Origin of the sequence: Lysinibacillus sp. NPDC093210 (genome assembly GCF_044753985.1) — a bacterium.
GTDB lineage: Bacteria > Bacillota > Bacilli > Bacillales_A > Planococcaceae > Lysinibacillus.
Genome location: NZ_JBIVOE010000007.1, coordinates 164,914 through 181,759, shown reverse-complemented (window position 1 = coordinate 181,759; position 16,846 = coordinate 164,914). Strand labels below are relative to the sequence as shown.

The following is a 16,846-nucleotide window of genomic DNA, read 5'->3' as shown; positions in this document are numbered from 1 at the left end:
GTACCACCTCGAATATTTGTTCTTATATTCATTTTACATAAAAAAAGACAGCTTGGCACTAAATGCCACGCTGTCTTCTTAAATCAACATGTTAACAATAAGCAACCTGCTTATTTAGAAATTGAAACGCCCTCTTTTTTCTTAACGACGAATTCTTCATTTACATAATCGATCACAACTTGGTTTCCTTTTTCTACATTTCCTTTAAGCAGTTCTTCCGATAGACGGTCTTCCACTTGTTTTTGCAATGCACGACGGAGTGGACGAGCACCATATTGAGGATCATAGCCTTCCTCTGCAATTTTATTTAGTGCAGCATCGGTTAACTCTAACGTAATATCCTGCTCCTGTAGACGTTTTGTTAAGGAATTAGCCATCATTGAAACGATTTCTTTTAAGTGTTCTTTTTCTAGTGAGTGGAACACAATCATTTCATCGATACGGTTTAAAAATTCTGGGCGGAATGCTTTTTTCAATTCCTCTAGCATTGTACCCTTCATATCTTTATGCTTCGATTCTGAGCTTCCTAAGCTGAAGCCAAGATTTTTTTGATACTTTAACGCGTCCGCGCCTACGTTAGAAGTCATAATGACAACCGTATTGCGGAAATCAACGACACGTCCTTTAGAATCAGTTAAACGACCATCTTCCAGTACTTGAAGTAAAATATTGAAAACATCTGGGTGAGCTTTTTCAATTTCATCAAGTAGCACAACGGAATACGGTTTGCGTCGCACTTTTTCTGTAAGCTGACCACCATCATCAAAACCTACATATCCCGGAGGTGAGCCCACTAAACGTGAAGTCGAATGTTTCTCCATATATTCTGACATATCAACGCGAATCATCGCATCTTCATCACCGAACATTACTTCTGCAAGCGCTCTTGCAAGTTCTGTTTTCCCGACCCCTGTAGGACCAAGGAAAATAAATGAACCAATTGGACGCTTCGGATCTTTTAAACCTGCTCTTGCGCGTCGAATCGCACGAGAAATTGCCTCAACAGCCTCACCTTGACCAACAACTCGTTTGTGTAACTCTTCCTCAAGTTGTAATAGTTTAGATGATTCTTCATGTGCAATTTTTGCTACAGGGATTCCCGTCCACATAGAAACTACAGCTGCCACATCGTCTACCGTCACTTTCGATTCTGCTTTACCTTGTTCTTCTTTCCATGTTTTACGAGTTGTTTCAATTTCGTCTTTTAACTTTTGCTCTGTATCTCTTAAAGACGCTGCCTTTTCAAATTCTTGACCAGATACAGCTGCATTTTTCTCAGAGCGGACATTTTCAAGTTTATCTTCAAGTGCCTTTAAATTTGGTGGCACCGCGAATGAACGTAAGCGTACTTTTGAGCCAGCTTCATCGATTAAGTCGATTGCTTTATCAGGCAAGAAGCGGTCTGAAATATAACGATCACCCATTTTTGCCGCTGCCTCAATCGCTTCATCTGTAATTTTCACACGGTGATGCGCCTCATAGCGATCACGTAAGCCGTGAATAATTTGAATAGCTTCTTCAACAGTTGGCTCATCGACTTGAATCGGTTGGAAACGACGCTCTAAAGCTGCGTCTTTTTCAATGTATTTGCGGTACTCATCTAATGTTGTAGCACCAATACATTGCAATTCACCACGTGCCAATGAAGGTTTTAAAATGTTTGAAGCATCAATTGCACCTTCTGCCCCACCTGCACCGATTAGTGTGTGCAATTCATCAATGAATAAGATGACGTTGCCCGCTTGACGAATTTCATCCATTACCTTTTTCAAACGATCCTCAAATTCACCACGGTATTTAGTACCCGCAACAACTGTCCCCATATCAAGCGTCATTACACGTTTATCGCGCAAAATTTCTGGCACTTCATTGTTAATGATTTGTTGCGCTAAGCCTTCTGCAATTGCCGTTTTACCTACCCCTGGTTCACCGATGAGCACAGGGTTATTTTTTGTACGACGTGATAGCACTTCAATAACACGTGTAATTTCTTTGCTACGTCCAATAACAGGGTCTAATGAACCTTCACGAGCAATTTGTGTTAAATCGCGCGCTAAGCTATCTAATGTAGGCGTATTTGCAGCCTGTGTCGCTTGTTGTCCAGATTGTGCATTGTCGTTATTACCTAACAACAATAATACTTGCTGACGAGCTTTATTTAAGCCCACACCAGCATTGTTTAATACACGAGCAGCTACCCCTTCGCCTTCACGAATAAGCGCTAATAATAAATGTTCTGTACCAATATAGGAATGGCCTAATTTACGCGACTCATCGACCGATAATTCAATTACTTTTTTCGCACGAGGCGTGTAGTGCACAATTGGTCCAACATCCTCTGTTCCTTTACCGACTAGCTCTTCAATACCTGCTTCAATCATTTGAGGGCTAATATCAATGGCTTCTAATGCTTTCGCAGCTATACCACCGCCTTCACGAATAAGCCCTAAAAGAATATGCTCTGTTCCTATTGATTCGTGCTTCCAACGAATTGCCTCTTCCTGAGCAAGCTGTAATACTTTTTGTGCGCGTTGTGTAAAACGATTAAACATCATATGAATCCTCTCCTTTTCCCCCTATAATAGGCTTACTCTTAGTTTCTAGAAATAATGCCTCTCGCAACATTTTTGCTCGTGCTCTGTCTCGCTCAGCAGGCGGTAAAACCTCTCCTGCATAGTGCTGTAAAAATCCTGGCTGCATGCTGACAACGCACTCGTTTAAAGATGTTGCTTTAATATTATCAATCAACTGCAAATCCACTCCTAAACGTACATTTGATATGCAAGTAGCAGCTTCTTCACTTGTTAAAATTCGAGCATGTGTTAATGTCCCTAAAGCTCTGTATACACGATCTTCTAAAGCAAGTTCCGCTTTTTCCATTAGCTTACTTCTTGCTTGCCGTTCTTTTTGAATAATTTTTTCTGCAACACTTTGGATATCTGCTAAAATATCTTCTTCTGTTTTTCCTAGTGTAATTTGATTTGATACTTGATAAATATTCCCTAAATTTTCACTACCTTCACCGTATATACCCCTAACGGTCATCCCTAAACGAGTCATTGCATTGATGATTTGATTCATCTGACCTGTCAGTGTAAGCGCGGGAAGGTGCATCATAACAGAAGCGCGTAATCCAGTACCAATATTAGTTGGGCAACTTGTTAAATATCCAAAAGTGTCACGAAACGCATATGGCAAGGCTCCTTCTAAGGCTCGATCAATCTTATTTGCTTGCTCGTATGCCTTCAGAAGTTGAAAACTCGCCGTCATACATTGAATGCGTAAATGGTCTTCTTCGTTCACCATAATGCAAATAGATTCATCCTCAGACAACAACATAGCGCCGACTTGCTCTTTTTTTGCAAGCTGTGGACTAATTAAATGCTTTTCAACTAAAATTTGTCGTTGTAACGGTGTTAAATCTTTTATTGAAAAATAAGAATATCTTTCTTGAAGCTTGGAACTGTCCTGTATTGCGTGGGTGACAGCCTGCTCTACCTGTAATGCCTCGTTTTCCGAGAAAACTAAAGGGAAACGAAAACCATCTAAGTTCCTTGCAAGGCGGATGCGTGTACTAATGACGATATCTGAATAATCATCCTCCATATCCATCCATGCAGGTGTAGCACGCTCTAAAAACGATTCAATCATCACGACACATCACCACCTTCGAATTGTAGCTGTTGTTCAAGATTTTTTGCCTCGTCACGAAGCTTCGCCGCTTCCTCAAATTGCTCCTCGTCCACTGCATCCTTCATGCGTTTCCGAATATCTTCAATTTGTTTTTTAATGACAAAAACATTGTTTTGAGCACCAGGCATTTTACCTATATGCTGAGGTCCTGCTTGAATACGATTAAACAGCTTTGGCAAATGCTCGCTAAACGTGTCATAACAACTAGGGCAACCAAATTTACCCTCTTTCAAAAATCGCTTATACGTAAATCCACATTGTGGACATGTTTGTTGCTGAGGTGGCGCTTGCTGTTTTTCACCGACTTTTTGCCATGTAGGTGAGCCAAACCAGTTGGATAATAATTGTTGAATCGATACAGGCTCTTGTTTAAACTCTGCATGGAACGGATGGAACTGTGAGGCACAGACATCGCAATAATGGTGTTCCACCTTCTGCCCACTTTGTACTTGTGTCACAGTTACTGTCGCATTGCGTTGCTTGCAATGTTCGCAAATCATTTCCATCACCTCTTTATTTTTGCTTTTCATATTTAATGGTTGTTAACATCGCTCGCAAAATTTTTGCACGAATACTATCCCGTAAAGGTAGTTGTAAATCTAAAGTCGAACGATCAACCGCTGCTAACATTAATTTCGCTTCTCGCTTCGAAATTACCTGCTCATCAATCAAACGATATACTACACCCTCCGCAACCGTTTGTGAGGCTCCCCCTTCAATTTGCAAGAGCACATCATCTATCAAATCAATTTGTGAGTTTGCACGGACACGTAAAATACGGATGTATCCACCGCCACCCCGTTTACTTTCCACCAGGTAACCCCGCTCAGCTGTAAATCTTGTATTAATCACATAATTTATTTGTGAGGGCACACATTGAAATTTATCAGCAATTTCACTACGTTTAATTTCAATATGCCCTTCTCCACCTAATTCAAGTACTTGCTTTAAGTAGCCTTCTATGATGTCTGAAATATTACGCACTTTAGGAATACACCTCGCTAACCTCACTGACTTTGACTATCTTTGACTATCTTTGAGTATATTATACAAAACGCTTGAAAATAATTGCAATTATTTCGCACAAAGATTTGTGTAAAGCGCATTGTTTAACAGAATGTCTACAATAAACATACGGCAGGGACCTATTAACTTAAACATGATGTACTTTTATTTCTGTGTAAAAAAGGGAGTTGGCGATTAAAAAAGGCTTGTCCCTAATAATTAAAGTTGGTTTTACCTATAATGTACCCTTTTTGCTTATAGAAAAAACGCAAGTATATGCTCAGAGCATATACTTGCGTCATAAAAAATTATACCCAGCGTCCAACTATCGGGTAACGCCAAGGTTCATCTGAAAATGCCTTCACGATTCCGATAATAGGTACGATGTATACCATAGCGATGAATATTAGTAAGAACGGTAAACCGATTAATACAAAAGATAGGATACCAGCAATTACAATCAAAATGCCCATCACGATTTGGAACAATAAAGCTTGCACCGAAAAACTTTTCACTTCTTCATCTGTACTAATTAGGAAAAATAAAATCGGCACTAAAAATGGCGCAAAAAACGCGCTGGCATGTATGATTACCTTAGACCATTTTGTTTCCATATATATCAACCTTCCTTTATGGTGTGTCATTATTATTAATACTCCTATTTACGGAACTATACGCTAAATAGTTTCAAATGCTTCTTAAATTTTTAAAACTTTTTTGAAAGGTATGTGATACTAGATGGAATTTAATAGCACGCTTGCTAACGAATATGAAAAAGGCATTCGACGTACATTACCAAGTTACGATGCCATGCTGCGTTTAACGAAAGCTTTTTATCAATCCGCACTACAAGAGAAAGCTAGTTTTTTAGTTGTTGGCTCTGGTAGTGGCAATGAAATTATACAGTTAGCCGAGCAAAGACCCAATTGGTCATTTGTCGGTATAGATCCATCTGAAGCGATGTTGGAAATAGCAGAAAACCGTCTTCAATCATTATCAAATGATATTTCTTTATTACAAGGTACAATACTAACTGCATCGGTGCCTGCTACGAAGTTTGATGCGGCTAGCTGTATACTAGTACTACATTTTATTGAATCATATGAGGAGAAACTTGCTACATTAAAAGGAATTGCACAACGCTTAAAATCAGGTGCACCATTTGTCCTTGTTTCTAAATACGGTCAACTTAACTCAACTGAAACAGAGCTTCAATTTGAGCTATGGCGCGCGTATTGGCAACAGCACACAAAACTTTCAGCCTCAGAATTAGCTAGTATGGAGCAATCCATCCGCTCGCTTTCATTTATGCGTGAGGAAGCGATAGTTACACTCTTACAACAGGCAGGTTTTTCACAGCCTTCGCGTTTTTTTGCAACGACACTATTCGGCGGTTGGGTATGCTATAAAGAGTAACTTTAATCGCTACAATATAGTAGTGTACTATATGTACTTGAGGTAACGATCTTCCGTTGAAATGTCTCCCTTCCTTCTCTGCTTTAGGAGCGAGACTTCGTGCTTACTTAATACGAGATAAACAGATTTGAGGTGAATGCCATGATTCGCACGATGGCTATGACGAAAGATCAACAATTAATAAAGGAGTTCCCACTTGAAGACATAAAGCAAAACGATTATGAGTGGTATTGGGTAGATTTTAATTGCCCAACTGCAGAAGAGGAGCTTTTGCTCGATACATTTTTTCATTTCCATCCACTTGCAATCGAAGACTGCTTAATGCGTTTACAGCGACCAAAACTAGATTTTTATGATGATTTTCATTTCTTTGTTATTCATAAATTGAATGAAGAAACATTAATTGCTGAGGAATTAAATATTTTTGTTTCCGATCATTTTATAGTAACATTCCACAAAAATGAAGCGGCCGAAATTGAAAAGGTACAGAAGTTTTTAGAAGAACAACCGAAATATTGGGAACGAGGCACTGTTTTTCTGACCTATCAAACAATCGATAAAATAGTCGATAGTTATTTCCCACTTGTTTATAAAATTGAGGATCATTTAAATGCACTTGAAGATGAGCTGACCTATCAAAGTAATGTTAATGCGATGCAAATTGTTTTTGAATTCCGTAGTGATTTACTTCATTTACGGCGCACTATTTTACCAATGCGTGACCTATTGTATCGAATACTTAGCTCTTATCGCTTTGCGCTTAAAAAATCGGAAAGAGCCTACTTCGGTGATATTCACGATCATTTAGCAAAGCTTACAGAAATGGTCGAATCTAATCGTGAGCTTACAGCAGATATGCGCGATAGCTATATGGCCATGAGTTCTAGCCGTATGAACGGCATTATGATGATGTTAACGATTGTCTCTACCATTTTTATACCCTTAACGTTTATTGCGGGTGTTTACGGCATGAACTTCGATAATATGCCTGAACTCCATGGTCACTACAGCTACTTTATCGTGCTTGGCATTATGCTCTTGCTTGCACTATCTATGCTAGCATTATTTAAATCTAAAGGCTGGTTCAAACTATTTAAACCATAAAGTGTGTTGAGCGTTCCTAAAACTCACTTACAAAAAAATCCGCGTAGACTTCTGAGGAGAAATAGGGCACGAGTATAAGCTAGATGCTTTGGCAAGTAGCCCTACTCATGCTTTGCCCACAGAAGGCAATCGCGGATTTTTAACTTATAAAAAATGAGGGACATAGATGTCTCCAAAAATATTTAATATGGACCTCGATCATCCACTTTATTTTCACCTTGTTGCGGGAATAAGAAGTATGCGAGCACACCCGATACTATTGTTGCACAAATCGTTATTAATAGTTGGTTTAGATCTGGTACATCTGCATAATATTTAGTTAACATATAAACAGAGCCAATTGCTACAATTACCATCACAGGAATTACAAACTTAAAACGCTTTTTCTCCATGTAATACCTCCTCAATACTATTTTTATCTCACATGCATTTTTTTGTAAAACTAAACAGTTCGTATTTTACAGGTTTCCTACTTGAAATTCAAATTGCCCTAATGCTATGAAAAATTAGTGTGTCATAGGTAATCCGACTAATGTCAGCTTCCCAAGTAAAAAAATAATAAAAAAATATAGAAATATCGGAAATTTTTAACCAAATATAGTACAAAAAATAGTAGAATAGATTTAATACCATATATTCACCAAATTTACAAACCTAACAATAAATACACAAAGAGTCTTCAATTACTATCATTATTATGGATTTATAAAGAATGGAGCAGACACAATGAGTTGGTTTACAAAGAAGAACAATTATGGTTATTCAATTACATTAACACCTGAGGAGTTTAAGCAACACGTACAATTAGATGTTTCAAACTATCCTAAACTACAAAAACAATTACAGTTATTAGACTTAACAACTGAAGATTTAGCGATCATTAAACAATTACAACCTTTAGTTAAAAATGTCATTCCTGAAATGGTCGATCAATTTTATGCAGCGATTAGCTTAAGCCAAAACTTATTAGATATTATTAACAGAACATCACAAATTGAACGTTTAAAGGTGACTTTACATAAACATTTAAGCGATATTTTCGAGAGTCACATTAATGACGAGTACATTAAAGAAAGAAAAGCGATCGCTGAGACACATGTTCGAATTGGACTCCAATCAAAATGGTATATCGCTTCATTCCAATCACTAACTTCGACTTTTACAAGCTTTGCGAACGATTTAGATATTTCAAAGCATGATGCTATACGTGCCATCAATGCATTCTGCAAAATCATTAACTTCGAACAGCAGCTCGTTATCGAAGCATACGAAAAGGAAGAAGAACGGATTCGTAGTGTGGCTGATCAAACAAAACATGCACTTGTAACTACAATTCAAAGTACTGCTGAGGAGTTAAATGCGATAAGTGAGGAAACAGCCGCTTCTCTTTTAGTCATATCTTCGCAAACGGATGATATCGCAGTAGCAACTAAACAAGGTTTAAACTTCGTTGCAGATACTCAGGACAAATCTAAACGGGGTCAGCAGCAATTACAAGAGCAAAATGAGTTAATACACGTTATTTTGCAAAGTGTTAATGGCCTTGAAGTGACGATGAACCAGTTGCGTACATCTTCGCAAAAAATTTCTGAAATTGTCGGGCTTGTCACAGGCATCGCTGACCAAACCAATTTATTAGCACTCAATGCTTCAATTGAAGCTGCTCGTGCTGGGGAACATGGTAAAGGCTTTGCTGTCGTAGCAGAGGAAGTCCGCAAGCTTGCAGAAGAAACAAAAAATGCTGTACAAAATGTATCACACCTTATTAAAGAAACAGAAAGCAATATTTCAACAATGGCAAGTTCTGTCGTAAATGTTGACCAGAAAATCCAACATAGCGTTGATACACAAACAAGTTTATCTGAATCATTCAATGATATTGCAGATGCTGTATCAGGCATTCAACAGCAATATGTAAATACAGCACGGGATATTTCAGCAATTTCTACTTTAATTACGGAGCTATCTCAGGGAGCGACACTCGTTTCCTCTTCGTCAGACTCATTAATTAATGTTGTAAATGAATTAAATATTTAACACAAATAAAAAAGGAAATTGACACGATGCAGTCAATTTCCTTTTTTGTTATTTAATGTGCCAGCGCACGTTTTTGCTTGCGATGCTCTCGTCGAGCAGGGCCTGTTTCAAACAGTCGTTTTTCCGCATCCGTTTCGGGGAAAATTGCAGGAATGGCCTTTGGTTTTCCACTATCGTCCACTGCAACCATCGTTACAAATGATTCGGTTGTTAACTTTTCTTCGCCTGTTTCAATATTACGAGAAATAACGCGGACATAGACTTCCATAGATGAATGTCCTGTGGAAGAAACAATACTTTCAATTTCAAGAATATCACCTACATGTGCTGCTGATAAAAAATCAACAGAATCAATGGAGGCTGTTACAACATGCCCTTTTGCATGCTTCATCGCTGTAATTGCAGCAATTTCATCAATATAAGCTAACACTCTTCCACCAAAAATGGAATTATGATTATTAGTATCCGGTGGTAACACAAGACGCGTCTGAAGCGTACGCGATTGGCTCATTGGTACAGCATTGGTTGTCATAGTTCTTGTAACTTCCCTTCATGTATTATTCTTTCGTCATCGTATCGTAGAAAAAGAATTGATGCAAATTTAGAAGGTTTTTTTCATCGTAATAAACTTCATATCGGTCATTTCTTCAATCGCCCATTTAATACCTTCTCGACCATAACCACTCATTTTTATGCCGCCATAAGGCATGTTATCAACTCGGAATGTTGGAATATCATTAATAATAACAGCACCTGCTTGCAATTCATCAGCAGCATACAGGGCATCTGGTAATACATTCGTAAAAATTCCTGCATTTAAGCCAAGTTCCGACTCATTCACTAGTCGAATTGCGTCGTCTAATGTTTCATATGAAACAATTGAGACGATTGGTGCGAATGTTTCCTGACAAACAACTTTCATATCAGCAGTTACATTTGTCATAACTGTTGGCGTTAAAGTACGTTCTGTAAACGTTCCACCCGTAGCAACTACAGCACCTTGCGTTTTCGCCTCTTCAATCCATTCACGAATTCGGCTAACCTCATTTGGGTTGATCATTGCACTGACATCTGTATTTTTGTCAAGTGGATCACCAACAACAAGTTTTTCTGTTTGCGCTACAAATTCCTTTGTAAAGGCATCAATGATTGAGGAGTGTACATAAATACGTTGTAAAGAAATACATACTTGTCCAGCAAAGCTAAAAGCTCCGCTAACACAGCGTGCAATAATTTTATCTATAGGTGTCGATGGCTCAACAATAACTGCTGCATTTGAGCCTAGCTCTAATGTTACTTTCCGCAAGCCTACTTTTTCTTTAATACCTAAACCAACCTTACCACTTCCAGTAAAGGTCACCTTTTTCACGAATGGATGCGTTACGAGTGTATCACTTAGTTCGCCACCACTACCTGTAACGATTTGTAATGCACCATCTGGTAGTCCAGCTTCCTTAAATATTTCCGCCATCACAATTGCACTAAGTGGTGTTTGTGTTGCCGGCTTTAACACGACTGTATTGCCTACCGCAAAGGCAGGTCCCAATTTATGTGCAACTAAATTAAAAGGAAAATTAAACGGAGTAATTGCAGAAATAACGCCTAATGGCTCACGCTTTGTCCAGCCAATTCGATCACCAGCTCCTGGTGCGGCATCCATCGGTACCGTTTCACCTTTCACCTGCTTAGCTCCTTCGGCTGCAAACTGATACGTCGCTATTGTACGTTCAATTTCAGGTAAACCTGCTGATATAGGTTTGCCCGCTTCTTGCGCTAAAATTTCCGCCAATTCGTCTTTTCGACGTCGCATAATGTCGACTACTTTATATAATATTTCGGCACGTTCGTAGGCGGTAGTTTTTTTAAATGAAAGAAATGCATCTTGGGCACCTTCTATGGCTTGTTCAACATCAGAAACAGAGGCCTTTGCAACCTTTGCAATTACCTCACCGTTATAAGGTGACGTTAATTCATACGTTTCCTTAGCATCTTGCCACTGTCCATTTATCCAAAGCTTTGTTTCGTTCATCTTCAAATACACCTCCAAATAATCTGTTCCTTTTTAGTTTATCATGAAGTGCTCGAATTTGACGCTATTGCGGCTGCTGTAACAGCGGATATCATCACTGCCTGCTGTGCTTAGATTAGTAATTCAATAGAAGACATAATGGCCATTGACAGTGATTGTTGTATTTTTGCCATATCATAAATAGCAATTTGTACGGCCATAAACAATACAAATTCCCGATGCCACTTCAACAATTTCATACCCTTTAACTCATGATATAAATCAACAATTTGCTGAAGCTGCCCTGTATTCATTTGAAAATTAATCTTTGTATAACACAGTATAGAAAAGGCAGCTCGTTTAGCATGTTAAAACGAGCTGCTCTAGAGAAGTACCAATTGTCCTCTTTCTACTACTACTTAAAATCAAATGAATCAATTTATTGATTCAATAACTTTATTTCGAAATTTATATGCTTTTCTTTGTTCTAATTGAGCAATACTTTCATATTCAATTTCGCTTAAACTTTCAAATAATTTTTCAGACATTAGACTCGCTATATCTTCTAATTCAGTGCCTAAATGAATAATTTCTAATATTTCTTTTGAAATTCCTTTAGACTGTAATAAATCCATAGTATAAGGGTTAAATAAAACTTTTTCAGTTTCTTCGATTGTTAATAAATCTTTTTTTAACGCCTCAATTAAACCTATTACATTTATGAGTAGTAGTTTTTCTAATTCTTCGTTATTTGTAGTATTCAATAATAATTTATTCATATTTAATTATTTTACACTCCAACCTTGCTTAACTTTAACATCATAAACTAAACCTGATTTACTTTGAAAATAATGAATAGAAATTTTTTCGGGAAACCGCCTCCACAGTTTGTGTAAATTGGTTTTCAATTATAACAATATCCATCTTCAATACACGCCTTTTCACTGTTTACGTAACATTCTGTCGAAAAGATTCAATCGTTTTGTAATAATTAACATAAAAAGTAAACATAATTTAATGTTTGTAAATAGGTATTATATGGTTTAATTAATATAAACAAAGATGAACGGGGGCTATATTATGATTGAACGGACAATCAGAAAATTACTATTAACCCAGACCCTACAAGAACGATTACAGCGTTATTTATTATTGCGCAATTCCCCAAATAACGTAAACCTACAACTTCTTTTCCAGAAAAATTAGCATAAAAAACAGCGACAAAAAAGCTTTTGCCGCTGTCATTAAACTATTTAATTAAACCTAACTCTTTTAGTTCCTCTGTAGAAAATGCTCTAGACCTTGTTAAAAATCGTTTACCTTCTACGCCTTCAAGAGAGAACATACCGCCTCTCCCATCAACTACGTCTAAAATAATTTGCGTATGTTTCCAATAATCATACTGGTTTTTGTGCATATAAAATGGTGTGTCCCCTATTTTACCTAAGCATACATCCTGATCACCTAATATTAAGTCCCCGTCAGGATAACACATCGGAGACGAGCCATCGCAGCATCCACCCGATTGATGAAACATAACCGGTCCATGTTTTTCCTTCAACAATTCAATTAGTGCCAGCGCTTCTTCCGTTGCTAAAACACGTTCAACCACGCTTTAGCACCTCCTCACCAATTAGAAGAAACCAAGTTTATTTTCGTTATAGCTAACCAATAAGTTTTTCGTTTGTTGGTAATGCGATAACATCATTTTGTGCGTCTCACGGCCAATACCTGACATTTTATAGCCACCGAACGCTGCATGTGCTGGATATGCATGGTAGCAGTTTGTCCAAACACGCCCCGCCTGAATACCACGACCGAAGCGATATGCTGTATTCATATCACGTGTCCAAATACCAGAGCCAAGTCCATATAATGTATCGTTGGCAATTTCTAATGCCTCTTCTTTTGTTTTAAATGTTGTTACTGCAACAACTGGTCCAAAAATTTCTTCTTGGAATATACGCATTTTATTATGTCCTTTAAAGACAGTTGGTTTAATGTAGTAGCCATTTTCAAAGCCTTCACCTACATTATTTTTCTCGCCACCAATTAGACATTCTGCACCTTCTTGCTTACCAATATCTAAATAGGACAGAATTTTTTCCATCTGCTCACTTGAAGCTTGTGCACCCATCATCGTGTTTGGATCAAGCGGATTTCCAACTTGAATAGCTTCAACACGTTGTAGGACACGCTCCATGAATTTATCATAAATGGATTCTTGAATTAACGCTCGTGAAGGGCATGTACATACTTCACCTTGGTTAAGAGCAAATAATACAAAGCCTTCTACTGCTTTATCTAAAAAGGCATCATCTTCATCCATAATATCTTCGAAGAAAATATTCGGAGACTTTCCGCCCAATTCTAACGTAACTGGAATAAGGTTTTGTGACGCATATTGCATAATTAAACGGCCTGTTGTAGTTTCACCAGTAAAGGCAATCTTGCCGATACGCGGGTTAGATGCAAGTGGTTTTCCTGCTTCTAAGCCGAAACCGTTCACAACATTTAGTACGCCTGGTGGCAATAAATCGCCAATTAACTCCACTAGCACCATAATAGATACTGGTGTTTGCTCAGCTGGTTTTAATACAACACAGTTGCCAGCAGCAAGAGCAGGAGCTAGTTTCCAAACAGCCATTAATAATGGGAAGTTCCAAGGGATAATTTGACCGACTACCCCAATTGGCTCATGGAAATGATAAGCAACTGTATCATTATCAATTTGACTTAGCGCGCCTTCTTGTGCACGTAAAGCACCTGCAAAATAACGGAAATGATCAATTGCTAGAGGGATATCTGCATTTAATGTTTCACGAACCGCTTTACCATTATCCCATGTTTCGGCAACGGCTAACTTTTCTAAGTTTTGTTCAATACGGTCCGCAATTTTAAGTAAAATGTTAGCACGCTCTGTAGCGGATGTTTGTCCCCATGCATCTTTTGCTGCATGTGCTGCATCAAGTGCAAGTTCAATATCCTCAGCAGAGGAACGTGCTGCTTGTGTAAAAACTTGTCCAGTAACAGGAGTAACATTATCGAAGTATTGACCTTTCACTGGGGGTGTCCATTCTCCACCAATGTAATTATCATATTTCTCTTTGAATTGAACTACCGATCCTTCAGTGTTTGGAAATGCATAAACCATTTTACTTCTCCCCTTTACACAAAATAATGAGAAAATATCTAGAAATATCGTATTTTTATATCGAAATAACGATATTTTCATAGAGACTCTCTTATCCACTATATTGTCAGAAATTAATGTTTATTTCAACTTTTTAAAATAAATTTTTATAATATTTATTTTTAGTAGAAAAGCTTCTAGAATTCACGGTATTTACAACGATAGGGTATACTTAAGCTAATATGAAATGTATAGGAGAACAATATGAGAATTAACAAATACTTAAGTGAAACAGGCATCGTCTCTCGTCGCGGTGCTGATAAATGGGTCGAAGAAGGTAAAGTAACCATTAATGGTATACCTGCTACTGTCGGCAGCCAAGTAGAGACTGGCGATATTGTTTGTGTGGATGGAAAAGAGGTAAAAAAAGAAGAACAACTCGTTTATATTGTCTTAAACAAACCAGTTGGTATTACAAGTACGACAGAGCGCCATATCAAAGGAAATGTCGTTGATTTTATTAATCATCCTTTGCGCATTTTCCATATCGGACGACTGGATAAAGAATCAGAAGGATTATTATTACTAACAAATGATGGCGATATTGTTAACAAAATTTTACGTGCTGAAAACCATCATGAAAAAGAATATATTGTACAAGTAGATAAGCCTATTACAGATCAATTCATCAAAAAAATGAGCGCTGGGGTTGATATTTTAGATACTACGACATTGCCTTGCCACGTCGAAAAAATCTCAGATAAAGTGTTTAAAATTATTTTAGAACAAGGCTTAAATCGACAAATTCGTCGTATGTGTTCAGCATTAGACTATTCCGTTAAACGATTACAACGCATACGAATTATGAACATTAAGCTTGGAAATTTAAAGGTTGGACAATGGCGCGATTTAACTGATAAGGAGCGAACAGAATTATTCAAACTACTTAATTACACAGCAAAATAAAGCAATTGGAGGGGATAGAGAGATGCTTTCCATTCAAAGTACTGAACAACTTACAGGTGTACGGATAAGCGGTGATTTTTGGGATTTAGATGCACTCATTCATGCCATTTATAAAGTAACTGGAGATGAAAACAAATATTATGATTACCAAGGTGCACGTCTTCGCATCCTCGGTATTTGTCATGATCTCCGTCAAGCTATGCAGGGTGAGCATCAGCTTGAATTTGTGAGTAATGGGCTTAACAAAAGTATACTTTCTCGACATGAACTTATTTTTCCAAATAAAAATGTCTATTACGGGGCGGAGGTTTTATGGCCCGAGCTTCTTTTCACTGCAATTGCTTTAAATGATTTTATTCGCTTACATCAGGAGTTAATCGATTCTTCTGCTTGGAATGGTCATGTTGCCACAATTCGCAAATTCCAAGCAGGGGTTGCTAATTGCTTAGAGCAAGAGCTTACTGAAGAGCAATACTTAGTATTTTTAAGGATGCTTCATACAAAGAATCCATTGACGTTCCGTTATGCCACGCAATATGTAGATATACTAAATTTGGAATACATACAATTGACTATGCAAGCACGTAAAGCGCAGTTAGCGTCCTATGCTCTTCGCTTAATGCTCGAAGATGAGGAATACACCGCTCTAAAATCCAAGCTACTTGAAGTCGCCATTACGACAAAAAAAGCACTACACGAAATCCCTATTAACGCAAACTACCCTGAAGAAATTTTGTGGTAGATGCTAATATTTCTTCATTTTAACGGAGGGTAATGCCAGGTATTAAAACATATACGAGTTGTTGGTAGCGGAGGCGATGACTCCTGCGGGAACGCACGCTACGTAAGACGCAGCAGTCCGAGCGCAAGCGAGGGTTGCGGCTTACGGTGTGCCCACGGAAAGCAACCGCTGTAGCCGACAACAAAGGCATAGCAAAAAAGTGGTAGATTAATTGCAAGCAATCTGCCACTTCTTCTATTGCTATTCAATCGTCTCGTATGCCATTTTACGAATAACTGTTTCATGTTGCGGATAATCAGCTAAAAGTTCATCTTGTGTAAATAGCTCAAAGTCCTCAAAATCAAATCCTGGTGCTACCATACAGCCTACTAAACTAAACGTATTCGCATCATCAACGGAAGATCCAAAAATCGTATCTTTCGGCACTGCCACTTGAGGAACCTCACCCGCTTCTAAATTTAACCCTAACTTTTTCGCCTCATATGTACCATCAGGGTAAATCATATGTACAGTTAATGGGCTGCCAGCGTGATAATACCAAAGTTCATCTGATTTTAAACGGTGCAAATGGGAAATATCCTGGGATTGTAATAAAAAATAAATGCTTGTATAAATTGGTCTAGTTACATCTCTTACAGCTATCTCCTCTGTTGATCGAAACGAAGAAATATAGTATCCTCCCTCGGGATGTTGATCTAATGCTAAATTTTCAATAAAATATTGTGCAGAATATTGCATCTAA

Annotated in this window: 18 protein-coding genes; 5 read left to right on the top strand and 13 right to left on the bottom strand. The window is 37.9% G+C overall.

The window, feature by feature from the left end:
* Positions 1–110: 110 nt before the first annotated feature.
* From ACIP9C_RS16955 to ACIP9C_RS16935, 5 genes are all read right to left on the bottom strand, one after another.
* A complete protein-coding gene (locus ACIP9C_RS16955; RefSeq protein ID WP_401012495.1) occupies positions 111–2,555 on the bottom strand; it encodes an ATP-dependent Clp protease ATP-binding subunit in 2,445 nt (814 codons plus the stop codon).
* Positions 2,545–3,654: a protein-arginine kinase McsB gene (mcsB, locus tag ACIP9C_RS16950; RefSeq protein WP_401012493.1), complete on the bottom strand. Its 1,110-nt coding sequence runs from the start codon at positions 3,652–3,654 to the stop codon at positions 2,545–2,547. The genes ACIP9C_RS16955 and mcsB overlap by 11 nt, the downstream gene beginning before the upstream one ends.
* Complete coding sequence (locus tag ACIP9C_RS16945; protein ID WP_401012491.1) at positions 3,651–4,193, bottom strand: UvrB/UvrC motif-containing protein; 543 nt, start codon at positions 4,191–4,193, stop codon at positions 3,651–3,653. The genes mcsB and ACIP9C_RS16945 overlap by 4 nt, the downstream gene beginning before the upstream one ends.
* Before the next feature lie 13 nt (positions 4,194–4,206).
* The gene (locus tag ACIP9C_RS16940) at positions 4,207–4,677 is read right to left on the bottom strand and encodes a CtsR family transcriptional regulator (protein WP_340821721.1); all 471 of its coding nucleotides are present in this window, start codon (positions 4,675–4,677) and stop codon (positions 4,207–4,209) included.
* A gap of 329 nt (positions 4,678–5,006) precedes the next feature.
* Positions 5,007–5,312: a magnetosome magnetite crystal formation protein family gene (locus ACIP9C_RS16935; protein WP_401012489.1), complete on the bottom strand. Its 306-nt coding sequence runs from the start codon at positions 5,310–5,312 to the stop codon at positions 5,007–5,009.
* A 124-nt stretch (positions 5,313–5,436) separates the two neighbouring features.
* Between ACIP9C_RS16935 and ACIP9C_RS16930 the strand changes: the two genes are divergently transcribed.
* Together ACIP9C_RS16930 and corA are read left to right on the top strand one after the other, a co-directional pair.
* Complete coding sequence (locus ACIP9C_RS16930; RefSeq protein ID WP_401012487.1) at positions 5,437–6,114, top strand: class I SAM-dependent methyltransferase; 678 nt, start codon at positions 5,437–5,439, stop codon at positions 6,112–6,114.
* A 141-nt stretch (positions 6,115–6,255) separates the two neighbouring features.
* The gene (gene corA / locus ACIP9C_RS16925) at positions 6,256–7,218 is read left to right on the top strand and encodes a magnesium/cobalt transporter CorA (protein ID WP_401012485.1); all 963 of its coding nucleotides are present in this window, start codon (positions 6,256–6,258) and stop codon (positions 7,216–7,218) included.
* A 182-nt stretch (positions 7,219–7,400) separates the two neighbouring features.
* Here corA and ACIP9C_RS16920 read toward each other — a convergent pair whose 3' ends face one another.
* Positions 7,401–7,610: a hypothetical protein gene (locus tag ACIP9C_RS16920; protein WP_139860492.1), complete on the bottom strand. Its 210-nt coding sequence runs from the start codon at positions 7,608–7,610 to the stop codon at positions 7,401–7,403.
* A 334-nt stretch (positions 7,611–7,944) separates the two neighbouring features.
* On the opposite strand from ACIP9C_RS16920, the gene ACIP9C_RS16915 reads away from it, so the two are divergent.
* Complete coding sequence (locus ACIP9C_RS16915) at positions 7,945–9,255, top strand: protoglobin domain-containing protein (protein WP_340821715.1); 1,311 nt, start codon at positions 7,945–7,947, stop codon at positions 9,253–9,255.
* Between the two features lie 52 nt (positions 9,256–9,307).
* On the opposite strand, the gene ACIP9C_RS16910 is transcribed toward ACIP9C_RS16915, so the two are convergent.
* From ACIP9C_RS16910 to adh, 6 genes are all read right to left on the bottom strand, one after another.
* Positions 9,308–9,787, bottom strand: a complete 480-nt coding sequence (locus ACIP9C_RS16910) for an acyl-CoA thioesterase (RefSeq protein ID WP_340821712.1) — start codon at positions 9,785–9,787, stop codon at positions 9,308–9,310.
* Between the two features lie 69 nt (positions 9,788–9,856).
* The gene (locus tag ACIP9C_RS16905) at positions 9,857–11,284 is read right to left on the bottom strand and encodes an aldehyde dehydrogenase family protein (protein ID WP_401012482.1); all 1,428 of its coding nucleotides are present in this window, start codon (positions 11,282–11,284) and stop codon (positions 9,857–9,859) included.
* 110 nt (positions 11,285–11,394) lie between these two features.
* Positions 11,395–11,577, bottom strand: a complete 183-nt coding sequence (locus ACIP9C_RS16900) for a hypothetical protein (RefSeq protein ID WP_401012480.1) — start codon at positions 11,575–11,577, stop codon at positions 11,395–11,397.
* Positions 11,578–11,697: 120 nt separating this feature from the next.
* Positions 11,698–12,042 (bottom strand): DUF3969 family protein, encoded by a 345-nt coding sequence (locus ACIP9C_RS16895; RefSeq protein ID WP_401012479.1) that lies wholly within the window; start codon positions 12,040–12,042, stop codon positions 11,698–11,700.
* A 470-nt stretch (positions 12,043–12,512) separates the two neighbouring features.
* Positions 12,513–12,875, bottom strand: coding sequence for a DUF779 domain-containing protein (locus ACIP9C_RS16890; RefSeq protein ID WP_173479235.1), 363 nt, complete (start codon positions 12,873–12,875; stop codon positions 12,513–12,515).
* Between the two features lie 21 nt (positions 12,876–12,896).
* Positions 12,897–14,417, bottom strand: a complete 1,521-nt coding sequence (gene adh / locus ACIP9C_RS16885) for an aldehyde dehydrogenase (RefSeq protein WP_401012476.1) — start codon at positions 14,415–14,417, stop codon at positions 12,897–12,899.
* A gap of 243 nt (positions 14,418–14,660) precedes the next feature.
* Between adh and rluF the strand changes: the two genes are divergently transcribed.
* Both rluF and ACIP9C_RS16875 read left to right on the top strand, forming a co-directional pair.
* Positions 14,661–15,362, top strand: a complete 702-nt coding sequence (gene rluF / locus ACIP9C_RS16880; protein WP_401012474.1) for a 23S rRNA pseudouridine(2604) synthase RluF — start codon at positions 14,661–14,663, stop codon at positions 15,360–15,362.
* A gap of 22 nt (positions 15,363–15,384) precedes the next feature.
* Positions 15,385–16,104: a DUF6904 family protein gene (locus ACIP9C_RS16875; protein WP_401012473.1), complete on the top strand. Its 720-nt coding sequence runs from the start codon at positions 15,385–15,387 to the stop codon at positions 16,102–16,104.
* Between the two features lie 240 nt (positions 16,105–16,344).
* On the opposite strand, the gene ACIP9C_RS16870 is transcribed toward ACIP9C_RS16875, so the two are convergent.
* Positions 16,345–16,842 (bottom strand): cupin domain-containing protein, encoded by a 498-nt coding sequence (locus tag ACIP9C_RS16870; protein WP_401012471.1) that lies wholly within the window; start codon positions 16,840–16,842, stop codon positions 16,345–16,347.
* Positions 16,843–16,846: the final 4 nt, after the last annotated feature.